2 protein-coding genes are annotated in these 26,396 nt (G+C 69.8%); both read left to right on the plus strand.

Annotation, left to right across the window (positions count from 1 at the left end):
- Complete coding sequence (locus GS4_RS24365; protein ID WP_085947076.1) at positions 1 to 8,130, plus strand: non-ribosomal peptide synthetase; 8,130 nt, start codon at positions 1 to 3, stop codon at positions 8,128 to 8,130.
- On the plus strand, positions 8,127 to 26,396 hold an 18,270-nt coding region (locus GS4_RS24370; RefSeq protein ID WP_007625705.1), incomplete at its 3' end, for a non-ribosomal peptide synthetase. The genes GS4_RS24365 and GS4_RS24370, both read left to right, overlap by 4 nt.

Here is a 26,396-nt window from a genome sequence, read left to right on the forward strand (position 1 = left end):
ATGACCACGCCGGTCCTGCCTCTCACCGCGGCGCAGCGCGGCATGTGGTTCGCGGAGACGTTGTCGCAGGATTACTCGGTCAACATCGCGCAGTATGTGGACATCCGTCACGAACCGGGCGATCTGGACATCGAGCTCCTCGAGCAGTGCTGCGTGGAGGTCGGCAAGCTCGTCGAGTCGCCGTACGTCCGCCTCACCGAGGTCGACGGGGTGCCGGTGCAGTACGTGGACCTCGATTTCGACCAGCACGTCGACGTACTCGACTTCCGCGGGGAATCCGACCCGGTCGCGGCCGCCACCGCGTGGATGCAGGCGGAGTACCGCAAGCCCGTCGACCTGCTCACCGACCAGTTCATCGTGATCGCGATCCTCCAGATCGCCGACGACCGTACCTTCTGGTACAACCGCGCCCATCACATCATCATCGACGGTTATGCCGCGCTCTCGATCATGCGGCGCACAGTCGACCGCTACAACGCCCTGCGTCGCGGCGAGCAGCCCAAGGACAAGCCGCCCGCGACGATGGCCGAGATCGTCGCCTACGAGGACGCCTACCGCACCAGTTCCCGACGCGACACCGACCGCGAGCACTGGATCTCCCGCGTCGCCGATCTACCGGAGCGCGTCACACTGGCCAACGCGGTCACGTCGGCGCCGCTGTCCTTCGACAACGTGGTCGCCGGTGACGAACTGCCCGCGCACCTGCAGCGGGCGATCGACGACCTCGCCGCAGAGCTCAACAGCTCCATCGCCGTCGTCCTGACGGCCGCGTTCGGTGCATTCCTGGCGCGGATGACCGGCACCGACGACATCGTGATGAGTCTGCCGGTCACCGGGCGCGCGACGGCCAAGATCAAGGGCGCCGGCGGCATGGTGTCCAACGTGCTGCCCATCCGCCTGCGGGATGTGGCAGGGCAGTCCGGCCGCGACCTCATCTGGGCCGCGCAGCTCGAACTCACCGGGGCATTGCGGCACCAGCGGTACCGCTCCGACGACATCCGCCGCGACGCGGGGCTGGACAGTGGTTCGGTCTCCTTCGGACCCACCATCAACATGGTCTTCTTCGACGACCAGGTCGCCATCGACGGGACGTCGATGGAGTACCGGATCCTGACCTCGGGCATCCTCGAGGACCTCTTGATCAACCTCTACCAGTCGAGTCCGGGGGCACCGCTGGTCGTCGACCTGCACGGCAACCCGCACCTGTACACCGCCGACCAGATGAACGGCCACCACCGCCGTTTCCTCGCCTTCCTCGAGCGCTTCGTCGCCGACATCGACACCCGGACCCGTGATGTCCAGCTCGTCCTCGACGGGGAGAACCGCGAACTGCTCGAACTCGGGCGCGGCGAGCGCCGGCCGTGGCAGATCACCGGGGTCCCGGTCCTCGAGGGGTTCGCCGCGCAGGTGCGCGACCACCCGGGGCGTCGGGCACTGGTCGCCGACGGAGCGCTATGGACCTACGCCGAGTTCGACGCATTACGCTCGAGCCTGGCCCGACAACTTCTCGCCGACGGGGTCCGCCCGGGTGACCGGGTCGTGGTCGCCCTCGACCGAGGTGTCCGACAGGTCACCGCGATCTACGCCGCGCTGACCGTCGGGGCCGCCTATGTGCCCGTCGACCCCACCCAGCCCGAAGAGCGACGTTGGCACATCGTCGACACCGCCCGACCGGCGTTGGTCGTCGACGACGATTACCTGGCGCGCATCGGCTTCGACGAGCGCGCAGGCGTGCCCGGTCAGTCGACCGAGACCCCGGTCGTGCCGGTGAGTGCCGACGTCCCGGCGTACGTCATCTTCACCTCGGGTTCCACCGGAACCCCCAAGGGCGTAGAAGTAGGTCGCGCGGCCATCGGAAACCGGCTCGCCTGGATGCAGCACGACCACCCGATCTCCGACGCCGACAACGTGCTCTACAAGACCGCCTTCACATTCGATGTGTCGGTCTGGGAACTGCTGTGGCCGTTGCAGATCGGCGCGTCGATGGTGATCGCCCGCCCTGGCGGACACCGGGATCCCGAGTACCTGGCCGAGCTCATCTCCACCGAGCGAGTCAGCGTCCTGCACTTCGTGCCGTCGATGCTGCACACGTTCGTCGACGTCGCGCACGCCGCCGATCCCGACCACGTGTTCGGTGACAGCGTGCGGCTGATCTTCGCTTCGGGTGAAGCTCTGGGCCGGCAGCTCGCGGACCGCGTGCTGGACCACTCGCGCGCCCGGCTGGTGAACCTCTACGGGCCGACCGAGGCCGCCGTCGACATCACCCAGCACGTCGTGGACCGTTCAGCGTCAGGTCCCGTGCCGATCGGGCGTGCCGTCGCGAACTCCGATGTGTACGTGCTCGATCCGGCATTGCGCCCGGTGCCGCGTGGCGTGGCCGGTGAGCTCTACCTGTCCGGTTGCCAGCTCGCCCTGACCTACGTCGGTCGTCCCGACCTGACCGCGACGAGGTTCGTCGCCGATCCCTACGCCGAGTCGGCGGGGGAGCGGATGTACCGCACCGGAGACCTGGTCCGCTGGAACGAGCGGGGCGAGATCGATTATCTCGGTCGCTCCGATTTCCAGGTCAAGATCCGCGGGCAGCGTGTCGAACTCGGCGAGATCGAGGCGGTGCTGTGCGAGATGGACGGCGTGGAGGGCGCAGTGGTCCTCGCCCGCACCGACGTCTCCAGTGCCCCGATGCTCGTCGCCTATCTCACCTCCGCAGACGCCGATCTCGACCACGCGACGGCCATCGAGTGGTGCCGACGGCGGCTGCCCTCGCACATGGTGCCCGCTGCGGTCGTCGTGCTGCCGCAGTTCCCGGTGAACAGCTCCGGCAAGCTCGACCGCAAGGCGTTGCCCACGCCGGTCGTCGGCCGGAACGAGTCCACCCCGTACGTCGCACCCTCGTCGCCGATCGAGCGGACCGTCGTCGCGCTGGTCGAGGAACTCCTGGAGGTCGAGCAGGTCGGGTTGCGCGACAACATCTTCACCCTCGGCGCGGACTCACTGGTGGCCGCCCGGCTCGCCTCGCGACTGCGTTCGGTCGGTGGGGTCCAGGTCGGGCTCACCGACATCTTCGAGAGCCGCACGATCGGCGACCTCACCGTCGCCGCGCGCCCTCTGGAGGTCGCCACCCCGATCCCCGAACTCACCCGGATGGAGCGGCCGGAGCGGATCCCGCTGTCGTACCCACAGACCCGACTCTGGTTCATCAACCGCCTCGACCCGTCCGCCGGTGCGTACAACGTGCCCGGTGCGGTCGCACTCGGGGCCGAGGTCGACATCGATGTGCTGCGTGCCGCGATCGGCGACATCGTCGCACGTCACGAGCCGCTGCGAACGACCTTCCCGGACTCCGACGGTGAGACGTTCCAGCTGATCCACACACCCGACGACGCCGTCGCCGCAGGGGTGTTCGAGGTCGTCGACATCGACGCCTCCGACATCTCCTCGACCGTCGCCGCGCTCGCCGCCGACGGATTCGACCTCGCGGTGGACTATCCGCTGCGCGCACGTCTGCTGCGTGCCTGGCGCCTGGACGGGACCGCCGAGCACGTCCTGGTGTTGGTCATGCACCACATCATCAGCGACGGTGCGTCGTTGGGGCCGTTGATCATCGACGTGATCGCCGCCTACTCGGCGCGCCTGCACGGGGTCGAGCCGGCGTGGGCGCCGCTGCCGGTGCAGTACGCCGACTTCACGCTCTGGCAACGCGAACTCCTCGGCGCCGAGAACGATCCGGAGTCGCTGGCCAGCCGGCAGGCGGACTTCTGGCGGGGTGAGCTCGACGGCATGCCCGAACTCATCGGTCTGCCGACCGACCGCCCCCGTCCGACGGTCCCGACCGGTGCGGGCGGCTACGTCGACACCGTGATCGATCCGGAGTCGGTGGCACGACTGCGTACGGTCGCCGCCGAGTCGGGCGTGACGATGTTCGCCGTCTTCCACGCCGCACTCGCGGTCCTGCTCTCGCGGCTCTCCGACAGCGACGACATCGCCATCGGTACCGCCATCGCCGGTCGGGACGAACCAGAACTGGCCAACCTCATCGGCATGTTCGTCAACACCGTCGTGTTGCGCACCCGCGTCCACGCCGACGATTCGCTCACCACGCTGCTGAACTCGGCGCATCACACCCGCGCGCAGGCCCTCAGTCACGCCGACCTGCCGTTCGAGCAGGTCGTGAACGCGGTGGGGGCACGGCGCTCGCGTGCACACTCGCCGCTGTTCCAGGTGGAGTTGGTGCTGCAGCACGACCAGGTTCTGCACCTGCTCGACGCGGAGTCGGGGATCGACGTGATCGATGCACGCACCCCGTTCGCCAAATACGATCTCTCGCTGAGCATCGTCGAGTTCGGCGAGAACGGCCCGTACGCCAATCAGGTCTCGGTGGCGTTCTCGTACGCGGAGGACCTCTTCGACCGCGCGACGGTGGAGCGCTTCGCCCGGTACTTCCACGATGTGCTCGCAGTGATGGGGTCGGCACGCGGTGCCACGGACGCGCTCCGGGTGGACGAGCTGTTCCGTTTCCCGGCAGGCGAACTCGAGGTCGTGGGAGCACAGTCGGTGGGCCCGGTCGTCGACGTCCCGGAGCAGACCCTGCCCGACGCGCTCCGCGCCCAGGTGCTGGCCACGCCGGAGGCGACGGCGCTGGTGTTCGGTGACCGCCTGGTCACCTACGGCGAGTTCGGAGCTCGTGTCGGCGACCTCGCCCGGCTGCTCGTCTCCCTGGGCGTCGGTCCCGATGTCGCTGTCGCGGTGTGCATCCCGCGCTCGGTCGAGATGCTGGTCGCCATCCACGCCATCGGTGCCGCCGGCGGTCAGTACGTGCCGATCGACGTGGACGCGCCGACTGACCGCGGCGAGTACATGGTCGCGGCCGCCGGTGTCGACATCCTGATCGTCGGTCCCGGTACGGCACCTGCGGTGGTCACCGGGCTCGGTGACCGCGTCACCGCGGTGACGGTCGACGCGTCCGGCCCGGTCGATCGGTCGACGCCACCGTTCACCCCGGCCGAGCGACTCGCGCCGCTGTTGCCCGACCACGCCGCCTACACGCTCTTCACCTCCGGTTCGACCGGCAGGCCGAAGGGCGTCACGGTGTCGCACCGGGCCATCGTCAACCGACTCGCGTGGATGCAGCACGACCATCCGCTGGGCGTGACCGACGCGGTCCTGCAGAAGACCCCGACCACGTTCGATGTGTCGGTGTGGGAGCTGTTCTGGCCCTTCGCCGTCGGCGCCCGGCTCGTCATCGCCGAACACGGCAGGCACGGTGACCCGTCGTATCTGGCCGAGGTCGTCGGACAGCATTCGGTGACCACAGCCCACTTCGTCCCGTCGATGCTCTCGGCGTTCGTCGACGTCCTCGGGGCCCGCCGCATCGGCGAACTGACGTCGTTGCGGCAGTTGTTCACCTCCGGCGAGGCACTCACGGCGACCACCGCGCAGGCGGTGCTGACGGCCCTGCCGACCCTCGGGCTGCACAACCTCTACGGACCGACCGAAGCGGCCGTCGACGTGACCCGGCACTCGGTCGCCTCCGGGGAGTCGCTGGTACCCATCGGCACGCCGGTCTGGAACACCACGTCGTATGTGTTGGACGCGCGACTGCGTCTGGTGCCCGCCGGTGTCCCCGGCGAGCTGTACCTCGGTGGCGTGCAGCTCGCGCGCGGGTACGCGGGTCAGGGGAAGCTGACCGCCGAGCGATTCGTCGCCGATCCGTTGGGTCCGCCCGGGTCGCGGCTGTACCGCACCGGTGACCTCGTCAAGTGGGATGACCAGGGAGAGATCGAGTACCTGGGCCGCAACGACTTCCAGGTGAAACTGCGCGGTCAACGACTCGAGCTCGGTGAGATCGAATCGGTCGTCGCGGCGGCGCCGGGTGTCGTCCACGTCGCGGCGACGGTCGCCACCCTGGCCGGTGGCGAACAGGTCGTCGCCTACGTCGCACCCGACTCCATCGACCTGGATGCGGCGAAGGCGCTGGCCGCCGAACAGTTGCCGGAGTACATGCGGCCCACCGTGTGGATGCCGCTGGCGCAGATGCCGCTCAACAGTGCGGGCAAGGTCGACCGCAAGGCGCTCCCGCAGCCGCATCTGGCCGAGAGCGATTTCGTCGCACCGCGTTCGGAGGCCGAGCACGCCATCGCCGCGGTCTTCGCCGACGTCCTCGGACTCGATCGGGTCAGCATCGTGGCGTCGTTCTTCGACCTCGGCGGCAACTCGTTGAACGCGACCAAGGTCGCGGCCCGGTTGTCCACCGTCCTGGACCGCGACATCCCGGTCACCGCGCTGTTCGACGCCCCGTCGGTGAAGGCGATGAGCGAGTACGCCGACGCCGCCGACAGCAGGCATCGCAAGCCGCCGCTGGTCGCACGCGCCGGAGGCGATCGCGGACCGCTCTCGTCGGTGCAGCGCGGCATGTGGCTGATCAACCGCGCCGATCCGGCCTCCCCGGTCTACAACGTGGCGATGGCTCTGCGGCTCACCGGTTCCCTCGATCGGCGGGCACTCGACGGGGCGGTCGAGGACCTGCTCGAACGCCACGAAGTGCTGCGTACCCGGTACCCCCTCGTCGACGGCGATCCCATCCAGGTGGTGGTCCCGACCGGCGACGCACTCGGATCGATCGAGCGTTCGGCATCCGATGTCGCGCCGGGTGAGCTGGAATCCGCCATCGGTGCCGTGACCGGGCGCGGTTTCGACGTCACCGCGGCGCCGCCGCTGCGGTTGGCGGTCCTGCGCGTCTCGCCGGACGAACACGTCCTGGTGTTCGTGGTGCACCACATCTCCGCCGACGGCGGATCGATGCTGCCGCTGGCGCGCGATGTGATGCTGGCCTACGCGGCGCGCGTCGAAGGTGACGCGCCGGCCTGGTCGCCGCTCGACGTCCAGTACCTGGATTTCGCTCTGTGGCAACAGCGATGGCTGGCCACCGAGGTCGCCGACGGAATGACCGAGGATCACCGCCAGCTCGACTACTGGACGGATCGTCTCGCCGGTGCGCCGCCGCGCATCGACCTGCCCGCGGACCGGTCACGCCCCCGCACACCGACTTTCGCCGGCGAGGAGGTGGGCTTCGAGGTGCCGGTCGACCTGGTGCGTGATCTCGAGACCGTCGCCAAGGACAACCACGGCACGCTGTTCATGGTGATGCACGCCGCCTTCGCGGTGTTCCTCGGACGCTTGGTCAACCAGCGCGACATCGTCATCGGTACGCCCTACGGTGGACGTGGTGACGAGGCACTCGACGACGTGATCGGCATGTTCGTCAACACGCTCGCGCTGCGCACCGAACTCCGTGACGACGAGAAGTTCGCGGAGCTGCTCCAGCGGGTCCGCGACGCCGACCTCGCCGACATGGCCAACGGGGACATCGCCTTCGACCGGATCGCGACCACGGTCCTGCCGTCACCGCCGACGTCGTACAACCCGATCTATCAGGTGATGTTCGCCTTCCAGAACTTCTACTATCCGTCGCTGGAGATGAAGGATCTGACGATCACGCCCGTCTCCGAGCAGCTCACCGCGGCGAAGGTCGACCTCCAGTTGACGGTCTACCCGGTGGACCCGGTCACCGACGGTGCCGCCACTGAGTCCATGCGCGCGGCGTTCCTCTACGCGACGGACCTGTTCGACCCATCGACGGTCGAGGTCTACAGCCAGCGGTACCTGCGGGTGCTCGAGGAGATCGTCAAGGATCCGCAGGTCCTGGTGGGAGACATCGCGATCGCCACCGCGGCCGAGATCGCGGCGGTCGACGACGCACGCCCGGAACCGATCCTGCCGCTGCCGGATCTGGTGGCGGACGCCGCCGCGACCGCGCCGGACGCGACCGCGTTCGTCCACGACGGGACCGCGATCAGTTTCGCGTCGGTGTCCGCGATGTCGTCGGCGATGGCCGCGGCACTGCCCGACCCGGACTCGGCGCTGGCGACAGCACTGATGAGCCTCGCTCCCGCCATAGCGTCGGCGGGGCCGGATACTCTTGGAGAAGTGCTCGGTCTGCTCCGGGGGAACGCGCTCACCGTCGTGGGCGCCCATCCGGATCCGATCCCGGGGCCGAACAACGGAAGTCGGCAAGGCCCGAGCCCACAACTGACCAGCTCTGAACTGACGAGAGAAGGAATCAACCAAACGTGACCGGTGTCGATCCACGAGCCGCGGACGTGTCGCGTATCTGGGGCTCAGCACCGTCGACCCTGGACCTGGTCGGATTCGCCGCGGCGACGTCACCTGATTCCGTCGCCGTCGAGGGGACCACCGGTCCGGTCACCTTCGGTCAGCTCGACGCGCAGGCGTCGGTCACCGCGACCGTGCTGCGCGCGCAAGGTCTCGACACCGACGCCGCCATCAACGCGGCACTGGCCGGCCGACTCCCGACCGCCGGCCGCACGCCGCAGGAGATCGCCGCCGCCACGGTGACCGCCATCGCCGACATCCGGTCCGCGGCCGCCGCCATCGCAGGGACCACCGACTTCGGATCGTTGCCGGGCCTGTTCCGCTCCACCGTCGCCCGCTTCGGCGGGCGCGTCGCCGTGAGCGACGCCGACGGCACCCGGCTCACCTACGACGAACTCGACGACCGGTCGGATCGCGTCGCCGCCGCCCTGCTCGCCGCAGGTGCCGGTCCCGAGGTCCTGGTCGCAGTGGCGCTGCCGCGGGACGCCGACCTCGTGGTCGCGCTGTTGGGCATCCTGAAGACCGGGGCCGGCTACCTTCCGCTCGATCGCTCGCATCCGGCCGAGCGCCTTGCTTCCATCCTGGACGACGCCCGACCGCTGCTGCTGATCGGTGACGGTACCGACGACGAGCGCTGGACCGGTCTCGGTGCGACGACGACCACGGTCGACCGACTCGCGAGCACCGCTCCGGTTGCGGCCGCACCGACCCCGACGCAGATCGACGAGCGTCTGCCGGCCTACGTCATCTACACCTCCGGCTCGACCGGGCGCCCCAAGGGCGTCGTGGTCACCCACGGCGACGTGGTGACGCTGATGGCCGCCGCCGCGCAGGAGTACACCTTCGGCGCCGACGACGTGTGGACGCTGTTCCACTCGTATGCCTTCGACTTCTCGGTGTGGGAGCTGTGGGGTCCGTTGCTCACCGGAGCGCGGCTGGTGCTGGTGGCCCAGGACGTGACGCGCGACCCGGACCGGTTCCTCGGTCTGCTCGCCGACCAGGGCGTCACTGTGCTCAGCCAGACGCCGTCGGCCTTCTATCAGCTGATCGACGCGCGTCGGCGTCGACCGATCGATCTGGCCGTGCGCTACATCGTCTTCGGCGGTGAGGCCCTCAACTTCGAACAGGTGCGGCGCTGGTATGACGCCAACCCGACCGACACCGCCGTCCTGGTCAACATGTACGGCATCACCGAGACCACCGTGCACGTCAGCTTCCGAGCACTCGACCGTGACGCGGTCTCCGCGGGCGACGCCTCGTTCATCGGTCGCCCGCTGTCGTCGCTCGGCATTTACATCCTCGACTCCCGGCTGCGGCCGGTCCCGCCAGGTGTCGTCGGCGAGATGTACGTGACCGGTGGACAACTCGCGCGCGGGTACCTGAAGCGGCGCGGACTCAGCGCCACCCGATTCGTCGCCAACCCGTTCGCCACCGACGGCTCGCGGATGTACCGCACCGGTGACGTCGCCCGGATCGTCGGCGACGACATCGAATACCTCGGCCGCAGTGACGCCCAGGTGCAGCTGCGCGGCTTCCGTATCGAGTTCGGCGAGATCGAGGCCGCGATGCTGCGGGTTCCCGGCGTCGGCGCTGCGGCGGCCAACGTCGTCGATCTCGGAGACCGGGGTGAACTCCTCGTCGGCTACGTCGTGGCCGAGGTCGGGAGCGACCGCGAGATCGACGGTCCCGAGGTCCGGCGGATCGCCGCGCGATCGGTGCCGGAGTACATGGTCCCCGATGTCGTCGTCGGCATCGCCGCCCTCCCGCTGACCTCCAACGGCAAGTTGGACCGGCAGAGCCTGCCGCGCCCGACCATCGAGTCGACCACCGAGTACGTGGCCCCCGCCACGTCCACGGAGACCGTCCTCGCCGAGATCTACGCCGATGTCCTGGGACTCGACGAGATCAGCGTGGTCGAGTCGGTCTTCGACGTCGGTGGCAACTCACTGCTGGCCGCGCGGATCGTGGGCCGTGCCGCCGAGGTGCTCGGCGTCGACCTCACCGTGCGCGACCTGTTCGAGGCGCCGACGGTCCGTGACCTCGCCGCCCGTGCGGGGGACAAGGGCGCCGGGATGCCGCCGATCGAGGCGGCCGACCGGCCCGATCTCATCCCGCTGTCCCTTACACAGCAACGGATGTGGTTCATCAACCGGTTCGACGCGACCTCGCCCGCCTACAACATCCCGATCGTGTTGCACCTGACCGGAGAGCTCGATCGCGCCGCGCTGCGGCGTTCGCTCGACGACGTGGTCTCCCGGCACGAGGTGTTGCGCACCACCTATCCGGCTGCCGATGGCGTGCCCTACCAGCTGATCCACGACCCCGCCGAGATCGCTGCCGGCGTCGACTGGGCCGAGGCCGACTCCGACGACGCACTGTACGCCGCGGCGACAACCGGATTCGACGTCACGACCGAGTGGCCGGTGCGGGTACGCATCCAGCAGACCGCGCCCGACGCGTACGTCCTGGTCGTCGTGCTGCACCACATCGCCTGCGACGGTGAGTCGTTGCGTCCGCTGGTCACCGATCTGCTGACCGCCTATCAGGCACGGGCGGCCGGTACGGCTCCGCAGTTCACGCCCCTGTCCGTCCAGGTCGCCGACGTCGCGCTCTGGCAGCAGCGGGTGCTCGGCGACACCGCCGATGCCGACTCGCTGGTCGGTGGCCAGCTCGCGTACTGGGAGCAGCGGCTGAGCGGACTGCCCGACGTCCTGGAGATCCCCACCGATCGGCCGCGACCCGCGGTGGCGTCGTTGCGCGGCGACCGTGTCGAGTTCGACGTCCCCGCCGAGGTTTCGCAACGGGTCGACGCGGTCGCCCGCGAACACGGTGCGTCGCCGTTCATGGTCGCGCACGCCGCCCTCGCGGTGGTGTTGTCGCGCCTGTCGGCGTCGGATGACATCGCGGTCGGCACACCCATCGCCGGTCGGGGACAGTCGGTGCTCGATCCTCTGGTCGGCATGTTCGTCAACACGCTGGTGCTCCGTACCACCGTCGACGAGCGTCGTTCGTTCGCGGCGTTGCTCGACGACGTCCGCGGCGTCGACCTCGAGGCGTTCGCCAACGCCGACGTCCCGTTCGAGTCCGTGGTGGAACGCCTGGACCCGACCCGATCCGAGGCCTTCGCCCCACTCGCCCAGGTGTGGCTCGCCTTCGACCAGTCGGCCGTTTCCGAGCTGGCGACCGGTGAACTCGCGGTGGGGGAGGCCGGCGCGCTCCGCGTGCGACCGGTGGAGCCGACCGACCTGCCCAGCAAGGTCGACCTCACGCTCGGCATCGCCGACAACGGCGACGGCTGGCATGGTTCGGCCGTCTACGCCACCGACCTCTTCGACGCACCGACAGTGCTGCGTCTCGCCGACCGTTTCGTCGCCGTGCTCGATGCGTTGACCCGGAATCCCGACGCGCCGATCGCGGCAGCGGATGCGTTGCTGCCCGATGAATCCGATGCGCTCGCGGCATGGATGTCGGGCCCGTCGCGCGACGGCCCGGAGACAGTCGTCGATCTGCTATCGACCCTCCCCGGCACGGACCGGCCGGCGGTCGTCGCCGGCGGACGGTCGCTGAGCTCGGCCGAGTTCGGCGGCCGGGTTGCGGTGCTCGCCCGCGAGCTGATCACCGCCGGCGTCGGTCCGGAGGTCGCCGTCGGCGTGTGCATCCCGCGATCGGTCGAGCTGCTGGTCGCAGTGCACGCCGTGGTCGCGGCCGGTGGCGCGTATGTGCCGATCGATCCGGAAGCGCCCGCGGACCAGGTCGCGCACATGGTGCGAACTGCCGGCGTCGCAACGGTTCTCGTCGGTACCGGCGACACGCCGGAGGGTCTGCGCGCCCTCGACGGGATCGTGGTTCACGTGGTCGACTCCGCGGCGCCGATCGTCGGCGACACCGCGCCGGTCACCGCGGCGGAGCGGCGTGGCCCGGTGTTCGGCGACACCGCGGTCTACACACTCTTCACCTCCGGCTCGACCGGACGCCCCAAGGGCGTCACGGTGCGGCACCGATCGCTCGCGAACCTGCTGACCTGGTTCGGCACGCTCACCGACGATCCGGCCGCGGAGCGAGTGCTGCTGAAGACCCCCGCGACGTTCGACGCCTCGGTGTGGGAACTGTTCTGGCCGTGGTTGTCCGGCGCGGTCACCGTGATCGCCGACGCGGACGGGCACCGTGATCCGGTCTACCTGCGACAGGTCATCGACGACGCACAGATCTCGACCGTGCAGTTTGTGCCGTCGATGCTCGCGGTGTTCCTGGAGGAGTCGCGCGGCGGCACCGACTCGCTGACCTCGTTGCGCCACATCCTCACCGGCGGTGAGGCTCTCGCACCCGCACTGGTGCAGCGCACGCTCGCTGCGGCGCCCGCGGCGCAGGTGGTCAACCAGTACGGGCCGACCGAGGCCACCGTCGACACGACGACCCAGACGCTGACCGAGCCGGTCGACGAGGTGCCGATCGGCCGCCCGATCGCCAACGTGGTCGCTCGGGTACTCGACGGCCGCCTGCGTCCGGTCCCCCGGGGCGTGGTGGGTGAGCTGTACCTGGGTGGCCCGGCCGTCGCCCGTGGGTACGCCGCGCAACCGACGCTCACCGCCGAACGATTCGTCGCCGACCCGATCGGTGCGCCGGGCGATCGGCTCTACCGCACCGGCGACGAGGTCCGTTGGACGGCCGAGGGCGCCCTGGACTATCTGGGCCGCACCGACTTCCAGGTGAAGCTGCGTGGCCAGCGCATCGAGCTCGGCGAGATCGAGTCGGTGCTGGCCGGGGCACCCGGGGTGGTGTCCGCGGCGGCCGCCGTGGTCGCCGGGCCGGCCGGTGACAACCTGGTCGCCTACGTCGCCGGCGGTCCGGGCGAGCCGGTCGACCGCGACCGGGTGCGGGCCTTCGCCGCCGAACGACTGCTGGCGTTCCTGCGGCCGACGGTCTGGGTGATCCTGGATGCGTTGCCGCTCAACGCCTCCGGCAAGGTCGACCGCAGCGCCCTGCCCGAGCCGGTGTACGAAGCGCGCGCCCATGTCGCACCGGCCACCGACGCCGAGCGACGTGTCGCCGGCGTGTTCGCCGAGATCCTCGGTGTGGAGCAGGTGTCGGTCACCGAGTCCTTCTTCGAGCTGGGCGGCAACTCACTCTCGGCGACGCGGGTGGCTGCCCGGGTCGCGGCTGCACTCGACGCCGACGTCAGCGTCCGCGATCTGTTCGACGCGCCGACTGTGCGTGATCTCGCCGCCGCTGCGTCCAGCCGAGGAGCCGGACTGCCGCCGGTCACCGCGGTCGCCCCGCGACCCGACCTGATCCCGCTGTCCTTTGCGCAGCAGCGCATCTGGTTCATCAACCAGTTCGACACCTTGTCGCCCGCCTACAACATCCCGATCGGCCTCCGGCTCCGCGGCAAACTCGACCTCGCCGCGCTGCGGGCGGCGGTGGCCGACCTGGTGGAGCGCCAGGAAGTCCTGCGCACGGTCTTCCCCTCGATCGACGGCGTCGCCCGACAGGTGGTCGGCGACCGGTCCGGTGCGGACGCCGGCCTGGACTGGCAGGTCGTCGCGGACGATGCCGACCTGATCAGGGCTGCGCAGACCGGTTTCGACGTCGCCACCCAGCGGCCGATCCGCGTGCGTGTGCGCCGCGTCGACGATCTCGAACACATCGTCCTGATCGTGCTGCACCACATCGCCGGCGACGGGCAGTCGATGCGACCGCTGGTGACCGATGTCGTCACCGCGTACGCCGCGCGCACCCAGGGGCGTGCCCCCGACTTCGCCGACCTCCCGGTGCAGTTCGCCGACGTCGCGCTGTGGCAGCAACGCGTGCTGGGCAGCGCCGACGATCCCGAGTCGGTGGTGGCCCGTCAGCTGGACCACTGGCGTGAACGGCTCGCGGGCCTGCCGGACGTCCTGACGCTGCCGTCGGATCGTCCGCGACCGCCGGTCGCGTCCATGCGCGGTGCCGAGACCACGTTCGAGATCCCGGCCGAGACGGCAGATCTGGTCCGCCGGACGGCCGCAGAGCGGGGTGTCACCGAGTTCATGGTGGTCCACGCCGCACTCGCGGTCCTGCTGGCACGACTGAGCAGTACCGACGACATCGCGATCGGCACCCCGATCGCGGGCCGCGGACAGGCTGCTCTCGACGACCTCGTCGGCATGTTCGTCAACACCCTGGTCCTACGCACCGCGGTCGATCCTCGACAGTCGTTCGCGGCGCTGGTCGACGCCGTCCGCTCGACGGATCTGGATGCCTTCGCGCACGCGGACGTCCCGTTCGAGGCGGTCGTCGACGCGCTCGACCCGGTGCGGTCGGAGTCCTTCGCGCCGTTGACCCAGGTGCTGCTGACCTTCGGGCAGGACACGCCGGACCCGGCAGCGGTCGTGGCGCGCCTGGACGATGTCGACGTCTCGGTCCTGGACATCGAGGAGACGTCGTCCAAGGTCGACCTCACCGTCGGCGTCGCGGCCGAGGGCACCGGCGCGTGGACCGGTCGGGTCAACTACGCCACCGATCTCTTCGACCGCTCCACCGTCGACGAGTTCATGCAGCGTTTCGTCCGCCTGCTGGCGCAGTTGGTGGCCGACGCCGGGCAGCCTGTCGGCGCCGCGGATCTGCTGACCGCGGACGAGACGGCACGGCTGACACCGGTCGGCGGACGGCCCGGAGCCGCACCACGTCTGCTCGCCGACATCTTCGCCGACGCCGCCGCACGCCGGCCCGACCATCAGGCCGTGGTCACGGCCCGGTCGCAGCTGACCTATCGAGAGCTCGACGAGGCCTCGAATCGACTGGCGCGCCATCTGATCGGCCTCGGCGCGTCCGCCGAGACGCTGATCGCGCTCGCCCTGCCGCGGTCGACCGAACTCATGACCGCCATCTGGGCGGTCGCCAAGACCGGCGCGGGCTACGTGCCCATCGACCCCGACTATCCACCCGAGCGGGTCGCGACGATGATCGAGGACTCCGGCGCGAGTATGGGGCTCACGCAGTCCTCGACCGGCGCGTTGGCGGAAGCGGGCTTCGGATGGTCGCTCGTCGACGACCCCGATGTCGCGGCAGCCGTCGCCGCCCAATCGGCCGGCCCGGTCACCGACGCCGATCGACTCGCCCCGGTGCGTGTCGACAACACCGCCTACGTCATCTACACCTCGGGTTCGACGGGACGACCCAAGGGTGTCACCGTCACCCACCGCGGCCTGCACAACTTCGGTGTCGAGGAGACGCGCCGCGCGGACGTCACTGCCGATGCGCGCGTACTCGGGTTCGCCTCACCGAGTTTCGACGCCTCGGTGCTCGAGTACCTGCTGGCGTTCATCTCCGGTGCCACGCTGGTCTATCGGCCGTCGAGTGCGATCGCCGGCGACGAACTGCAGCAGTTCATCGCCGAGCACCGCATCACCCACACCTTCCTGACGCCGACCGTCCTGTCCTCGTTGGATCCGATCACGCTGACCTCGCTGCGGGCCGTCTACGCCGGTGGTGAGGCGGTCGGTGAGGCGCTGAAGGACCAGTGGGCCGCGCACCGTCGCATCCAGAACCTCTACGGCCCCACCGAGACCACCATCGGTGTCACCATCAGCGGCCCGATGCGGGTGGGGGAGCCGGTCGCCACCGGCGGGCCCCTCGACGGCATCGGCCTGCTGATCCTCGACGACTATCTGCGACCGGTACCGGTGGGCGTGCTCGGCGAGCTCTACGTCACCGGCGTCGCCCTGTCCCGCGGCTACCTCGATCGACCCGGACTGAGCGCAGAGCGGTTCGTCGCCGACCCGCACGGCGCGCCGGGCACCCGGATGTATCGCACCGGTGACGTGGTCCGCTGGGTCCGCAGCGCCGACGGCGACCTGAGCATCGGCTACGGCGGACGCAGCGACGACCAGATCAAGCTGCGCGGACTGCGGATCGAGCTCGGCGAGATCGAGACGGCGCTGACCGACCACCCGCAGGTCGACTCGGCCGTGGTGGTCGGTGTGGTCGGCAACGGCGTGCTGGCCGACTCCGGCGACTCGGTGGTCACCGCGCTCGCCGCGTACCTCGTGCCGCACCGTGGACAACCGGATGCGACGTCGGCGGGCGACGCGGTCGCCGGCATCGACATCGCCGCGCTCCGTGCGCATCTGGAGGATCGCCTCCCGATCTTCATGGTCCCGGCGAGCTTCACCGTCCTCGACTCACTGCCGCTCACCCCGGTCGGCAAGCTCGATCGGCGAGCACTGCCTGCACCGACCATCGAGATCACCGCCGATCACGTGGCACCGTCCGGTGCGGTAGAAGAACAACTGGCCTCGATCGTCGCCGGATTGCTCGGACTCGATCGGGTCAGCGTCGTCGAGTCGTTCTTCGCCCTCGGCGGCGACTCGATCATGTCGATCCAGCTGGCCTCGGCAGCGCGGTCGGCGGGTCTGTCGATCTCGCCACGGGACGTGTTCGAGCACCGCACCGTCCGTGCCCTGGCACGCGCCGCCGCAGCCGGTACCGACGAACTGCCGGCCATCCTCGAGCCCACCGATCCCGGTGCCGCGATCCCGTTGCCGCCCATCGTCGCGTGGATGGTCGAGCACTCGGAGTCGCCCGCCGACTTCGCGGACTTCTCCCAGTCGCAGGTCCTCGTCGCCCCGGCAACGCTCACCCAGGATGTCCTGGGCGAGCTCCTGAACGAGGTCGTCGCCGCACACCCGATGTTGTCGGCGTCGCTGACCGAGGTCGAGGGCGGCTGGGAACTCCGTCCCGCCACCGCCTTCGACCCGTCGCAGGCCACCTCGACCCTGACCTCGGACGTACCCGTCGCCGACCCGGCGTTCGCCGACCACATCCGCATCGCGTTCGAGAACGCCTCGGCGCGGCTCGATCCCGGTGACGGTCGGCTGGTGCATGCGGTGCACGTCACGGATCCCACCGGCGCCGGACGTGTCGTCCTGGTCATCCACCACCTCGGTGTCGATGCCGTCTCGTGGCGCCCGATCATCGAAGATCTAGTCACCGCCTGGGCCCAGCACACCGCGGGTCAGCCGTACGCTCTCCGCGGCGAGGTCACGTCGGCATCGGCGTGGGTGTCGGCGCTGGTCGAGCAGGCGGTCGATCGCCGCCACGAACTCGGCTACTGGACGAGTCGGCTGCCGCTGCAGCCCACCGACCTCGGCGCTCGGATCGATCGCGGCCGGGATCGGCTGTCCACCAACCGATCCGTGGTGGAGCGGATCGAGCCGGCGCTGACCGAAGCGCTGCTGACCTCCGTCCCGGCCGCGTTCGCCGGCGGCGTCAACGACGCGTTGCTGGCTGCGCTGGCCCGCGCCATCCGCTCCTGGCAGCACGCCCGCGGCATCACCGACACCACACCGGTCTCGGTCCTGCTGGAGGGACACGGACGCTACGAGGAGATCGTCGGGCGCGGGCCGAACCCGCGGCGCGCGGACCTCTCCCGCACCGTCGGCTGGTTCACCACCATCGCACCGGTCCTGCTCGACCCCGCCGAGGACGTCGCGCATGCGGTCAAGGCCGCCAAGGAAGAGCGGCTCGGGCAGCCCGACAACGGCATCGGCTTCGGCGCGCTCCGTTACCTGTCTGGACAGTCGGCCGACGCCACGTCGCTGGCAGGTCGGCCGCTGCCGTCGATCGCGTTCAACTACCTGGGCAACGTCTCCGGCGGCGCCGACGGTGCAGGTCCCGCCGACCTCCTGCCGGCACCGGACGCCCCACGGCTACCCGCGACGGTCACGGGCGGGATGGTCGCGGCCAACGTGCTCACCGTCACCGCGGGCACTGTCGTCACCGAGGGTGGCCGCGAGTTCACCGCTGACTTCTCCGCCGCCGCTGCGCTTCTCGACGAGTCCGACATCGCCGATCTCGCCGCACGCTGGCACGCCGAACTCGCGGCGATCGTCTCGTTCGTCACCGAGACCGGTGATGTCGGCTGGTCGCCGTCGGATGTCCCCGGCGTCGAACTGACCCAGTCCGAGATCGATGCCCTGGCCCGACGCCACCCCGGTGCCGCGATCTGGTCGTTGTCCCCGCTGCAGCGCGGCCTGCACTTCCAGGCCGAACTGGCTGCCGGCGGACGGGCATCCGGCGCCGTCGACGTGTACGTCGCACAGGCGGTGCTGACACTCGACGGTGACGTCGACGTCGACCGCCTCCACGACGCGGCCCGCCAACTCCTCGCACACCATCGCATCCTGCGGTCGGGATACGTGCGCACCGAGAGCGGTGCAGCGGTGGCCGTGGTGCCGGAGACCGTCGAGGTGCCGTGGCGGGTGGTTGACCTGACGGTGCCCGGCGCGCCCGCAATCGACGCCGAGGTCGCCGCCATCGCCGAGCGTCAGCAGGTCGAACCCTTCGACCTCGACGCCCCGCCGCTCATCCGTTTCGTGGTCGTCCGCGGCCGCGGTGAGACGCGTCTGGTGGTCACCAGTCATCACATCCTGCTGGACGGATGGTCGAGTCCGCTGATGCTGGCCGACCTGATGGCGCTGTACGCGACCGGCCGCACATACACCGGGATGTCCGGCGCGAGCGGCGATTACGCCGACTTCCTCGCCCACATCGCACAGGTCGATCCCGCCGCGGGACGCGCGGCCTGGCGCGAGGTGCTGTCACCGGTGGAACGGCCGACGCTGGTCTCGAGTGGCCGCGAGGCGACCCTCGACCGCTTGCCGCGGGACCGGTCACGGTTCCTGGACACCGAACTCACCGCTGCCATCGAAGCGACCGCCCGGGAGACCGGCGTGACCGTGTCGACGGTGTTGCAGTTCGCGTGGGCGGTGTTGTTGTCGCGGGTGACCGGTGAGCGTGTGGTGACCTTCGGTGAGACGGTGTCGGGTCGTCCGGCTGATCTCGATGGTGTGGAGTCGATGGTGGGGTTGTTCATCAACACCTTGCCTGCGGTGGTCGATGTGGATCCGTCTGCGTCGGTGGTGGATGTGTTGCGGAAGGTGCAGGCGGACAAGGTCGCCGTCCTGGATCACCAGCAGATCGCCCTCCCCGAGCTGATCGCCGAGACCGGCGTCGCCGGAGCGCTGTTCGACACCCTGGCCGTGCACGAGTCGTACCCCATCGACTCCGATTCGCTGGCCACGACCGACGTCGGTGGTCTCCGCGTCCGCGGCGTCGACGCCACCGACGCCACGCACTACCCGCTGACCATGGTCACCGGACCGGTCGGCGACCGGATCGAGCTCAAGCTGAAGTACCTGCCCGCGGCATTCGCTGACCGTCAGGTCGAGATCTTCGCCGACATCCTGGTCCGGATCCTCGAGACGATCACCACCCGCACCGACCTGGCGACCGCCGACATCGCCCTGACCGATCAGGGCGCGTACCTGCAGCGCCTGGTCGATCCGATCACCGCGACCGCCAACCAGGGCACTTCGCTGGTCGACCTGTTCGTCCGCTCGGCGATCACCGCAGGCGAGCGCATCGCCGTCACCGACCCCACGGCGTCGATGAGTTATGCGGAGCTGGACCGCCGCTCGACTGCACTTGCCGCTGCGCTCACCGCACGCGGGGTGGCCGTCGGCGATCTCGTCGCCGTGGCCCCGGCCCGGACGGTGGACCTGGTGGTGTCGATCCTCGGCGTGCTGAAGGCCGGCGCGGGGTATCTGCCGCTGGACACCACGAACCCGACTGAACGCCTGCGGTTCATCCTCTCCGACGCCGCACCCGCTCTCGTCCTCACCGACTCCACGACCGCCGGGCTCGAACTCTGGTCGCAGCTACCAGGATCGGTCGGGGTCGCCGACGTCGCCGACCTGGTCGCCGACGGCGCGGCAACCGGAGGTTTCGACGCTCCCGCGGTGCCGGCCGATGCTCGCGCCTACGTGATCTACACGTCGGGTTCGACGGGCCGTCCGAAGGGTGTGGAGGTCACCCATCGGGATGTGGTGACGTTGATGGACACGGCGGCAACCGATTTCGAGTTCCGGTCGGATGATGTGTGGACGATGTTCCACTCGTATGCGTTCGATTTCTCGGTGTGGGAGCTGTGGGGTCCGTTGCTCAGCGGAGCCCGGTTGGTGGTGGTCGGACGCGACGTCGCGCGTGTTCCCGCAGAGTTCTTGGCGCTGGTGCAACGCGAGCGGGTCACCGTTCTGAGTCAGACCCCGTCGGCCTTCTACCAGTTCGCCGAGGCGCGCCGCCGGGACCGGTCCCACCCGCTGTACTTGCGGTACGTCGTCTTCGGCGGCGAGGCGCTCAACTTCGAGCAGGTGCGCCGTTGGTTCGACGAGCATCCCGGCGACGATGCGGTGCTGGTCAACATGTACGGCATCACCGAGACCACGGTGCATGTCAGCTTCCGGCCACTGGACCCCGACACGGTCAGCGCGGGCGATGCCAGCTTCATCGGTCGGCCGTTGGCGTCGTTGGGGATCCACATCCTCGACGATCGGTTGCGGCCGGTGCCCGAGGGTGTGCTCGGTGAGATGTACGTCGTCGGTGGGCAGTTGGCGCAGGGCTACCTGCGGCGTCCCGAGCTGACCGCGACCCGGTTCGTCGCCGCGCCGTTCGGCCCGGTCGGGACCCGGATGTACCGCACCGGTGACCTGGCCCGCCGGGTCGGTGACGACATCGAGTACCTGGGTCGTGGCGATGCGCAGGTCCAGCTGCGTGGTTTCCGCATCGAGTTCGGCGAGGTCGAGACCGCCCTGCTGAGCGCACCCGGTGTGACCGCCGCGGCGGCCACCATCGTCGACCTGCCCGGTCGCGGCGAGCAACTCGTGGGTCACGTCGTGGTGGACGACCCGGCTGCCCTCGACCCGCAACTGGTCCGTCAGGTCGCCGGCCGATCCGTGCCCGCGTACATGGTCCCCGACCTCGTCGTGGCCATCGACGCGATCCCGTTGACCGCCAACGGCAAACTCGACCGCGCGGCCCTGCCCGCACCCGAGACGACCCTGCCCGAGTCGGAGGTCGTCGCCCCGGCCACCGAGACCGAACGAATCGTGGCGGATGCCTTCGCCGAGGTCCTCGGACTCGACGAGGTCGGCGCGACGACCAGCGTCTTCGAGCTCGGCGGCAACTCGCTGTCGGCGGCTCGACTGGCCGCGCGTATCGGCGACGCGCTCGACGTCGACGTCTCGGTCCGCGACCTCTTCGAGACGCCGTCGGTCCGCGACCTGGTGGCGGCACTGTCCGACCGCGGAGCCGGTCTCGCCCCGGTCGTCGCGGTGATCCCGCGGCCCGACCGCATCCCACTGTCCTTCGCGCAGCAGCGGATGTGGTTCCTCAACCGCTTCGATCCGACGTCGGCCACGTACAACATCCCCGCCGTGTTGCGACTCGCCGGTCCGCTCGACGTCGAGACGCTGTACACCGCGATCACCGACGTCATCGCTCGCCACGAGATCCTGCGGACGACCTTCCCCGCGCGCGATGGGGTGCCGTTCCAACACATCCACGCGATCGACGAGATCGCCGATCGTCTGGATTGGGCGATCGTCGACTCGCGCGCCGAGATCGAGACCGCGGCGACTACCGGGTTCGACGTCACGACGCACTGGGCGCTGCGAGCCCGGTTGTGGCGCACCGGTCCCGACGAGGTGGTGTTCGCACTCGTCGCTCACCACATCGTCGCCGACGGTGAGTCGATGGCCCCGCTGATCGCCGACATCGTCACGGCCTACTCCGCGCGCGCGGCCGGGCTGACGCCGGAGTTCATGCCCCTCGAGGTGCAGTTCGCCGACTACGCACTCTGGCAGCACCGCGAACTCGGAGACCCTGCCGACGCGGGCTCGGTGGTCGGCGGCCAGCTCGACTACTGGGCGGAGCGACTCGCGGGACTGCCGGATGTCCTCGAACTGCCCGCTGACCGTCCCCGTCCCGCTGTCGCGTCGCAGCGCGGTGCTCGTGTGCGCGGCCGGATCCCGGCAGCGGTCGGCGAGCGGATCTCCGGACTGGCACGACAGTTCGGCACCACGCCGTTCATGGTCGTCCATGCCGGGCTGTCGGTGCTGTTGGCACGTCTGTCGGCGACGGAGGACATCGCGATCGCGACTCCGATCGCCGGTCGGGGGCAGCGTGTTCTCGATCCGCTGGTCGGTATGTTCGTCAACACCCTCGTGCTGCGTGCCGACGTCCGCGCGGGACGCTCGTTCGGGGCCCTCCTCGACGATGTCCGCACGACCGACCTCGAGGCCTTCGCCAACGCCGACGTCCCCTTCGAGCTGTTGGTCGAACGGCTGAACCCGACCCGCTCGGAGGCGTTCTCACCGCTGGCGCAGGTCATCCTCTCCTTCGATCCTGCCGCGTCGGCGGACTCGGCACTCGGCTCGCTGGGTGACCTCGAGATCACCCCGGTCACCGCGGAATCGGTTGCCGCGCAGGTCGACCTGTATTGGACGGTCTCGTCGGCACCGGAGGGCCAGGACTGGCCGCTGGAGATCATCTACGCCACCGACCTCTTCGACGAGACGACGGTGTCGGCCCTCGCGGCACGGTTCGCCGACCTCCTCGACGCACTGACCGTGGCACCGAGCGACGCCGTCGGCGATGCGGAACTCATGGCCCCGGTGGAGATCACGGACGAGGCCGGTCGGGAGTGGGGCGCCCGCGTCGCACTGCCCGCGCCGACGTCGGTGCCCGAAGCCGTGGCGGCCCAGATCGCCCGGACCCCCGCCGCCGAGGCCCTGCTGTTCGGTGACCGCGACGTCACGTACGCGGAGTTCGGTGCCCGTGTCAGCGTGCTCGCCCGTCAGCTGCTGGCCGCCGGTGTGGGGCCGGACGTCGCGGTGGGGCTGTGTATCCCGCGATCGGTCGAGATGGTGGTCGCGATCCATGCAGTGATCGCCGCGGGTGGTCAGTACGTACCCTTCGACACGTCGGCGCCCGTCGACCGTGTCGAGTACATGGTCGACACGGCCGGGGTCTCGGTCGTCCTGGTCGGGCCGGGTGAGATCCCGCCGGCGGTCGTCGGACTGGGTGACGCCGTGCGGGTGGTCACCGTGGACGCCACCGAACCCGTGGACCCCGCCACGCCGCCGGTCGGCGACGCCGAGCGGGTTCGTCCGATCCGCGCCGACGACGCGATCTACACACTGTTCACCTCCGGCTCCACAGGGCGCCCCAAGGGTGTCACGCTCTCTCACGCCGCTGTCCTCAACCGACTGTGGTGGGGCCTCGACGAGCTGCCCATCGACACCACCGACCGGGTGATGTTGAAGACGCCGTACACCTTCGACGTGTCGGTGCCCGAACTCTTCGCCCCGCTGATGGTCGGCGCGACGATGGTCGTCCTGCGTGCCGACGGACACCTCGACCCGGTCCACGTCGCCGAGGAGATCGCCCGGACGCGCTCCACGATGGTGCACTTCGTGCCGTCGATGCTGTCGGTCTTCCTCGAGGTCGCGGGCGCCGAGCGGGTGCGTGCACTCGATTCGGTGCGCATCGTCTCCACCACCGGTGAGGCCCTGCCGCCGTCGGTGGCCGCGCAAATGCGCGAGTGGCTGCCGCAGGTGCTCTTCTACAACCTCTACGGCCCGACCGAGGCGGCGGTGGAGATCACCTACGAGTCCATCGGCAAGGTCGCGTCCGACGCGACCACCGTGGCGATCGGTGTGCCGGTGTGGAACTCGTCGGCGGTCGTCCTCGACTCCCGGCTCCGGCGCGTACCGGCCGGCGTGCCGGGCGAGTTGTACCTCGGTGGCGTCCAGCTGGCCCGCGGCTACGCGGCCCGCCCGGATCTCACCTCGGAACGTTTCATCGCCGACCCCCACGGTGGGCCCGGCGAGCGCCTGTACCGGACCGGCGACCTGGTCCGCCGCCGCGCCGACGGCGTCCTGGAGTACCTGGGCCGCACCGACTTCCAGGTCAAACTTCGCGGTCAGCGCATCGAGTTGGGTGAGATCGAGGCGGTCATCGCCTCGGCTCCGGGTGTCGTCCACGCGGCGGCCACCGTCGCGGACTCGCCGCACGGCGGTCAGCACCTGGTCGGGTACCTCGCCGGAGCCGGCGGACGTCCGGTCGACCTCGATGCCGTCAAGGATGCGGTCGCCACGGCCCTGCCCGAGTACATGCGGCCCACCGTCTGGATGCCGCTGGAGCAGGTCACGCTCAACAGCGCGGGCAAGCTCGATCGCAAGGCGCTGCCCGCACCAGAGTTCTCCGCAGGTGACTACATCGGTCCGGCCACCCCGGTGGAGGAGTTGATCGCCGACGTCTACGCCGACGTCCTCGGGACCGACCAGGTCAGCGTCACCGACAGCTTCTTCGACCTCGGCGGCAACTCGCTCTCGGCGATGCGGCTCGCCGCGCGGGTCGCCGATGTCACCGGGTCCGAGGTCTCGGTGCGCGATCTGTTCGACGCTCCCAGCGTCCGCGAGTTAGCGGTCGCGGTCGCCGACCACGCCGCGGCACTGGCCCCGATCACGGCCGCATCGCCACGCCCGGAACGCATCCCGCTGTCGTTCGCCCAGCAGCGGATGTGGTTCATCAACCAGTTCGACCCGTCGTCGCCCACATACAACATCCCCGCGGTGCTGCGCCTGAACGGACCGCTCGACGCCGAGGCGTTGCGTGCTGCGGTCGCCGATGTCGTCGCACGACACGAGGTCCTGCGCACGACCTTCCCGTCGGACGGGGGAGTGGCGGCCCAGCGGGTCCACGACGTGGTGGAGATCGCCGAGCGACTCGACTGGGCCGTGGTCGGTACCCAGGGCGACCTCGAGGCGGCGCTCACCACCGGTTTCGACGTGAGCCGGCAGTGGCCGCTGCGGGTACGTCTGTGGCAGGTCGCGCCGACCGAATTCGTCTTCGCGCTGGTGGTCCACCACATCGCCGCCGACGGCGAGTCGATGAACCCGCTGGTCACCGACATCGTCTCCGCGTACGGAGCCCGGATCGCCGGTGAGGCACCGCGATTCGCTCCGCTGGAGGTCCAGTTCGCCGACTACGCGGTGTGGCAGCACCAGGTACTCGGCTCGGCCGACGACGCCGCATCGGTCCTGGGACGCCAGCTGGACTACTGGCTGCGCCGACTCGGCGGACTGCCCGACGTCATCGACTTGCCCGCGGACCGACCCCGTCCGGCGCGTGCCTCTCAGCGTGGTGCCCGGACGACCTTCGAGATCCCGGCCGACGTCGCCGCGCAGATCACCGCCGTTGCGGCGGACCGCGGCGTCACGCCGTTCATGGTGGTACACGCCGCGCTGTCGGTGTTGCTGGCCCGACTCTCGGCCACCGACGACATCGCCGTCGCGACTCCCGTCGCGGGACGTGGTCAGCGCGTGCTGGATCCGCTCATCGGGATGTTCGTCAACACATTGGTCCTGCGTACGGCTTTCGATGCCGACCAGACCCTCGCGGAGCTGCTCGACCACGTGCGGACGGTCGATCTCGATGCCTTCGCCAACGCCGACATCCCGTTCGAGACCCTGGTCGAACGACTCAACCCGGTGCGATCGGAGGCCTTCGCGCCGCTCGCCCAGGTGCTCCTCACCCTCGACCAGTCCGCGGTCAGCGGCATGTCCGACCTGGCCCGATCTGGGGTTCCCGGAACCGAATACGCCGGCTTGCGGATCACGCCGGTCACCCCGCCGGAGGTGTCTGCGCAGGTCGACCTGACGATCGGGTTGTCCGCAGGGGAGACCGGGGCTCCGTGGGCGGGCACCCTCATCTACGCGACGGACCTGTTCGACGCTTCGACGATCACGGTTCTCGCGCAACGGTTCATCTCCCTCCTCCGGGCCTTGACCGCCGCGCCGACATCGCTCGCGGTCGGAGACGTGGATCTGGTGTCGACGGCAGACCGTGACGTGGTGACCCGGTGGTCCACCGGCACCTCGGTCGCCCTCGCCGACGAGTCGATCGCGGATGCGGTGGCTGCGCGGGTGGCGGTGTCGCCGGATGCGTCGGCGGTGGTGTTCGAGGGTCGTTCGGTGTCGTTTGCGGAGTTCGGTGCTCGGGTGTCGGTGGTGGCGCGTGAGTTGATTGCGGTGGGTGTGGGGCCGGATGTTGCCGTGGGTGTTGCGGTGGATCGTTCGGTGGAGATGGTTGTTGCGGTGCATGCGGTTGTTGCTGCGGGTGGGCAGTATGTGCCGATCGATACGGGTGCTCCTGTTGATCGTGTGTCGTACATGGTGGCGACTGCGGGTGTGGGTGTTGTGGTGGTGGGTGGTGTGGTGCCGGATGCGGTTGCGGCACTGGGCGACACGATCACGCTCGTCGAGGTCGACACTTCCGCCGAGATCGTGGGCGACACATCACCGCTGACCGATGCGGACCGGGTGGGCGTGGTGCGTGGTGAGCACGCCGCG

It is taken from the genome of Gordonia soli NBRC 108243 (assembly GCF_000334455.1).
Classification (GTDB): domain Bacteria; phylum Actinomycetota; class Actinomycetes; order Mycobacteriales; family Mycobacteriaceae; genus Gordonia; species Gordonia soli.

What these genes read in the sequence shown, in the direction of transcription:
- GS4_RS24365 (WP_085947076.1), top strand. Translation starts at nt 1, where the DNA reads ATGACCACGCCGGTCCTGCCTCTCACCGCGGCGCAGCGCGGCATGTGG.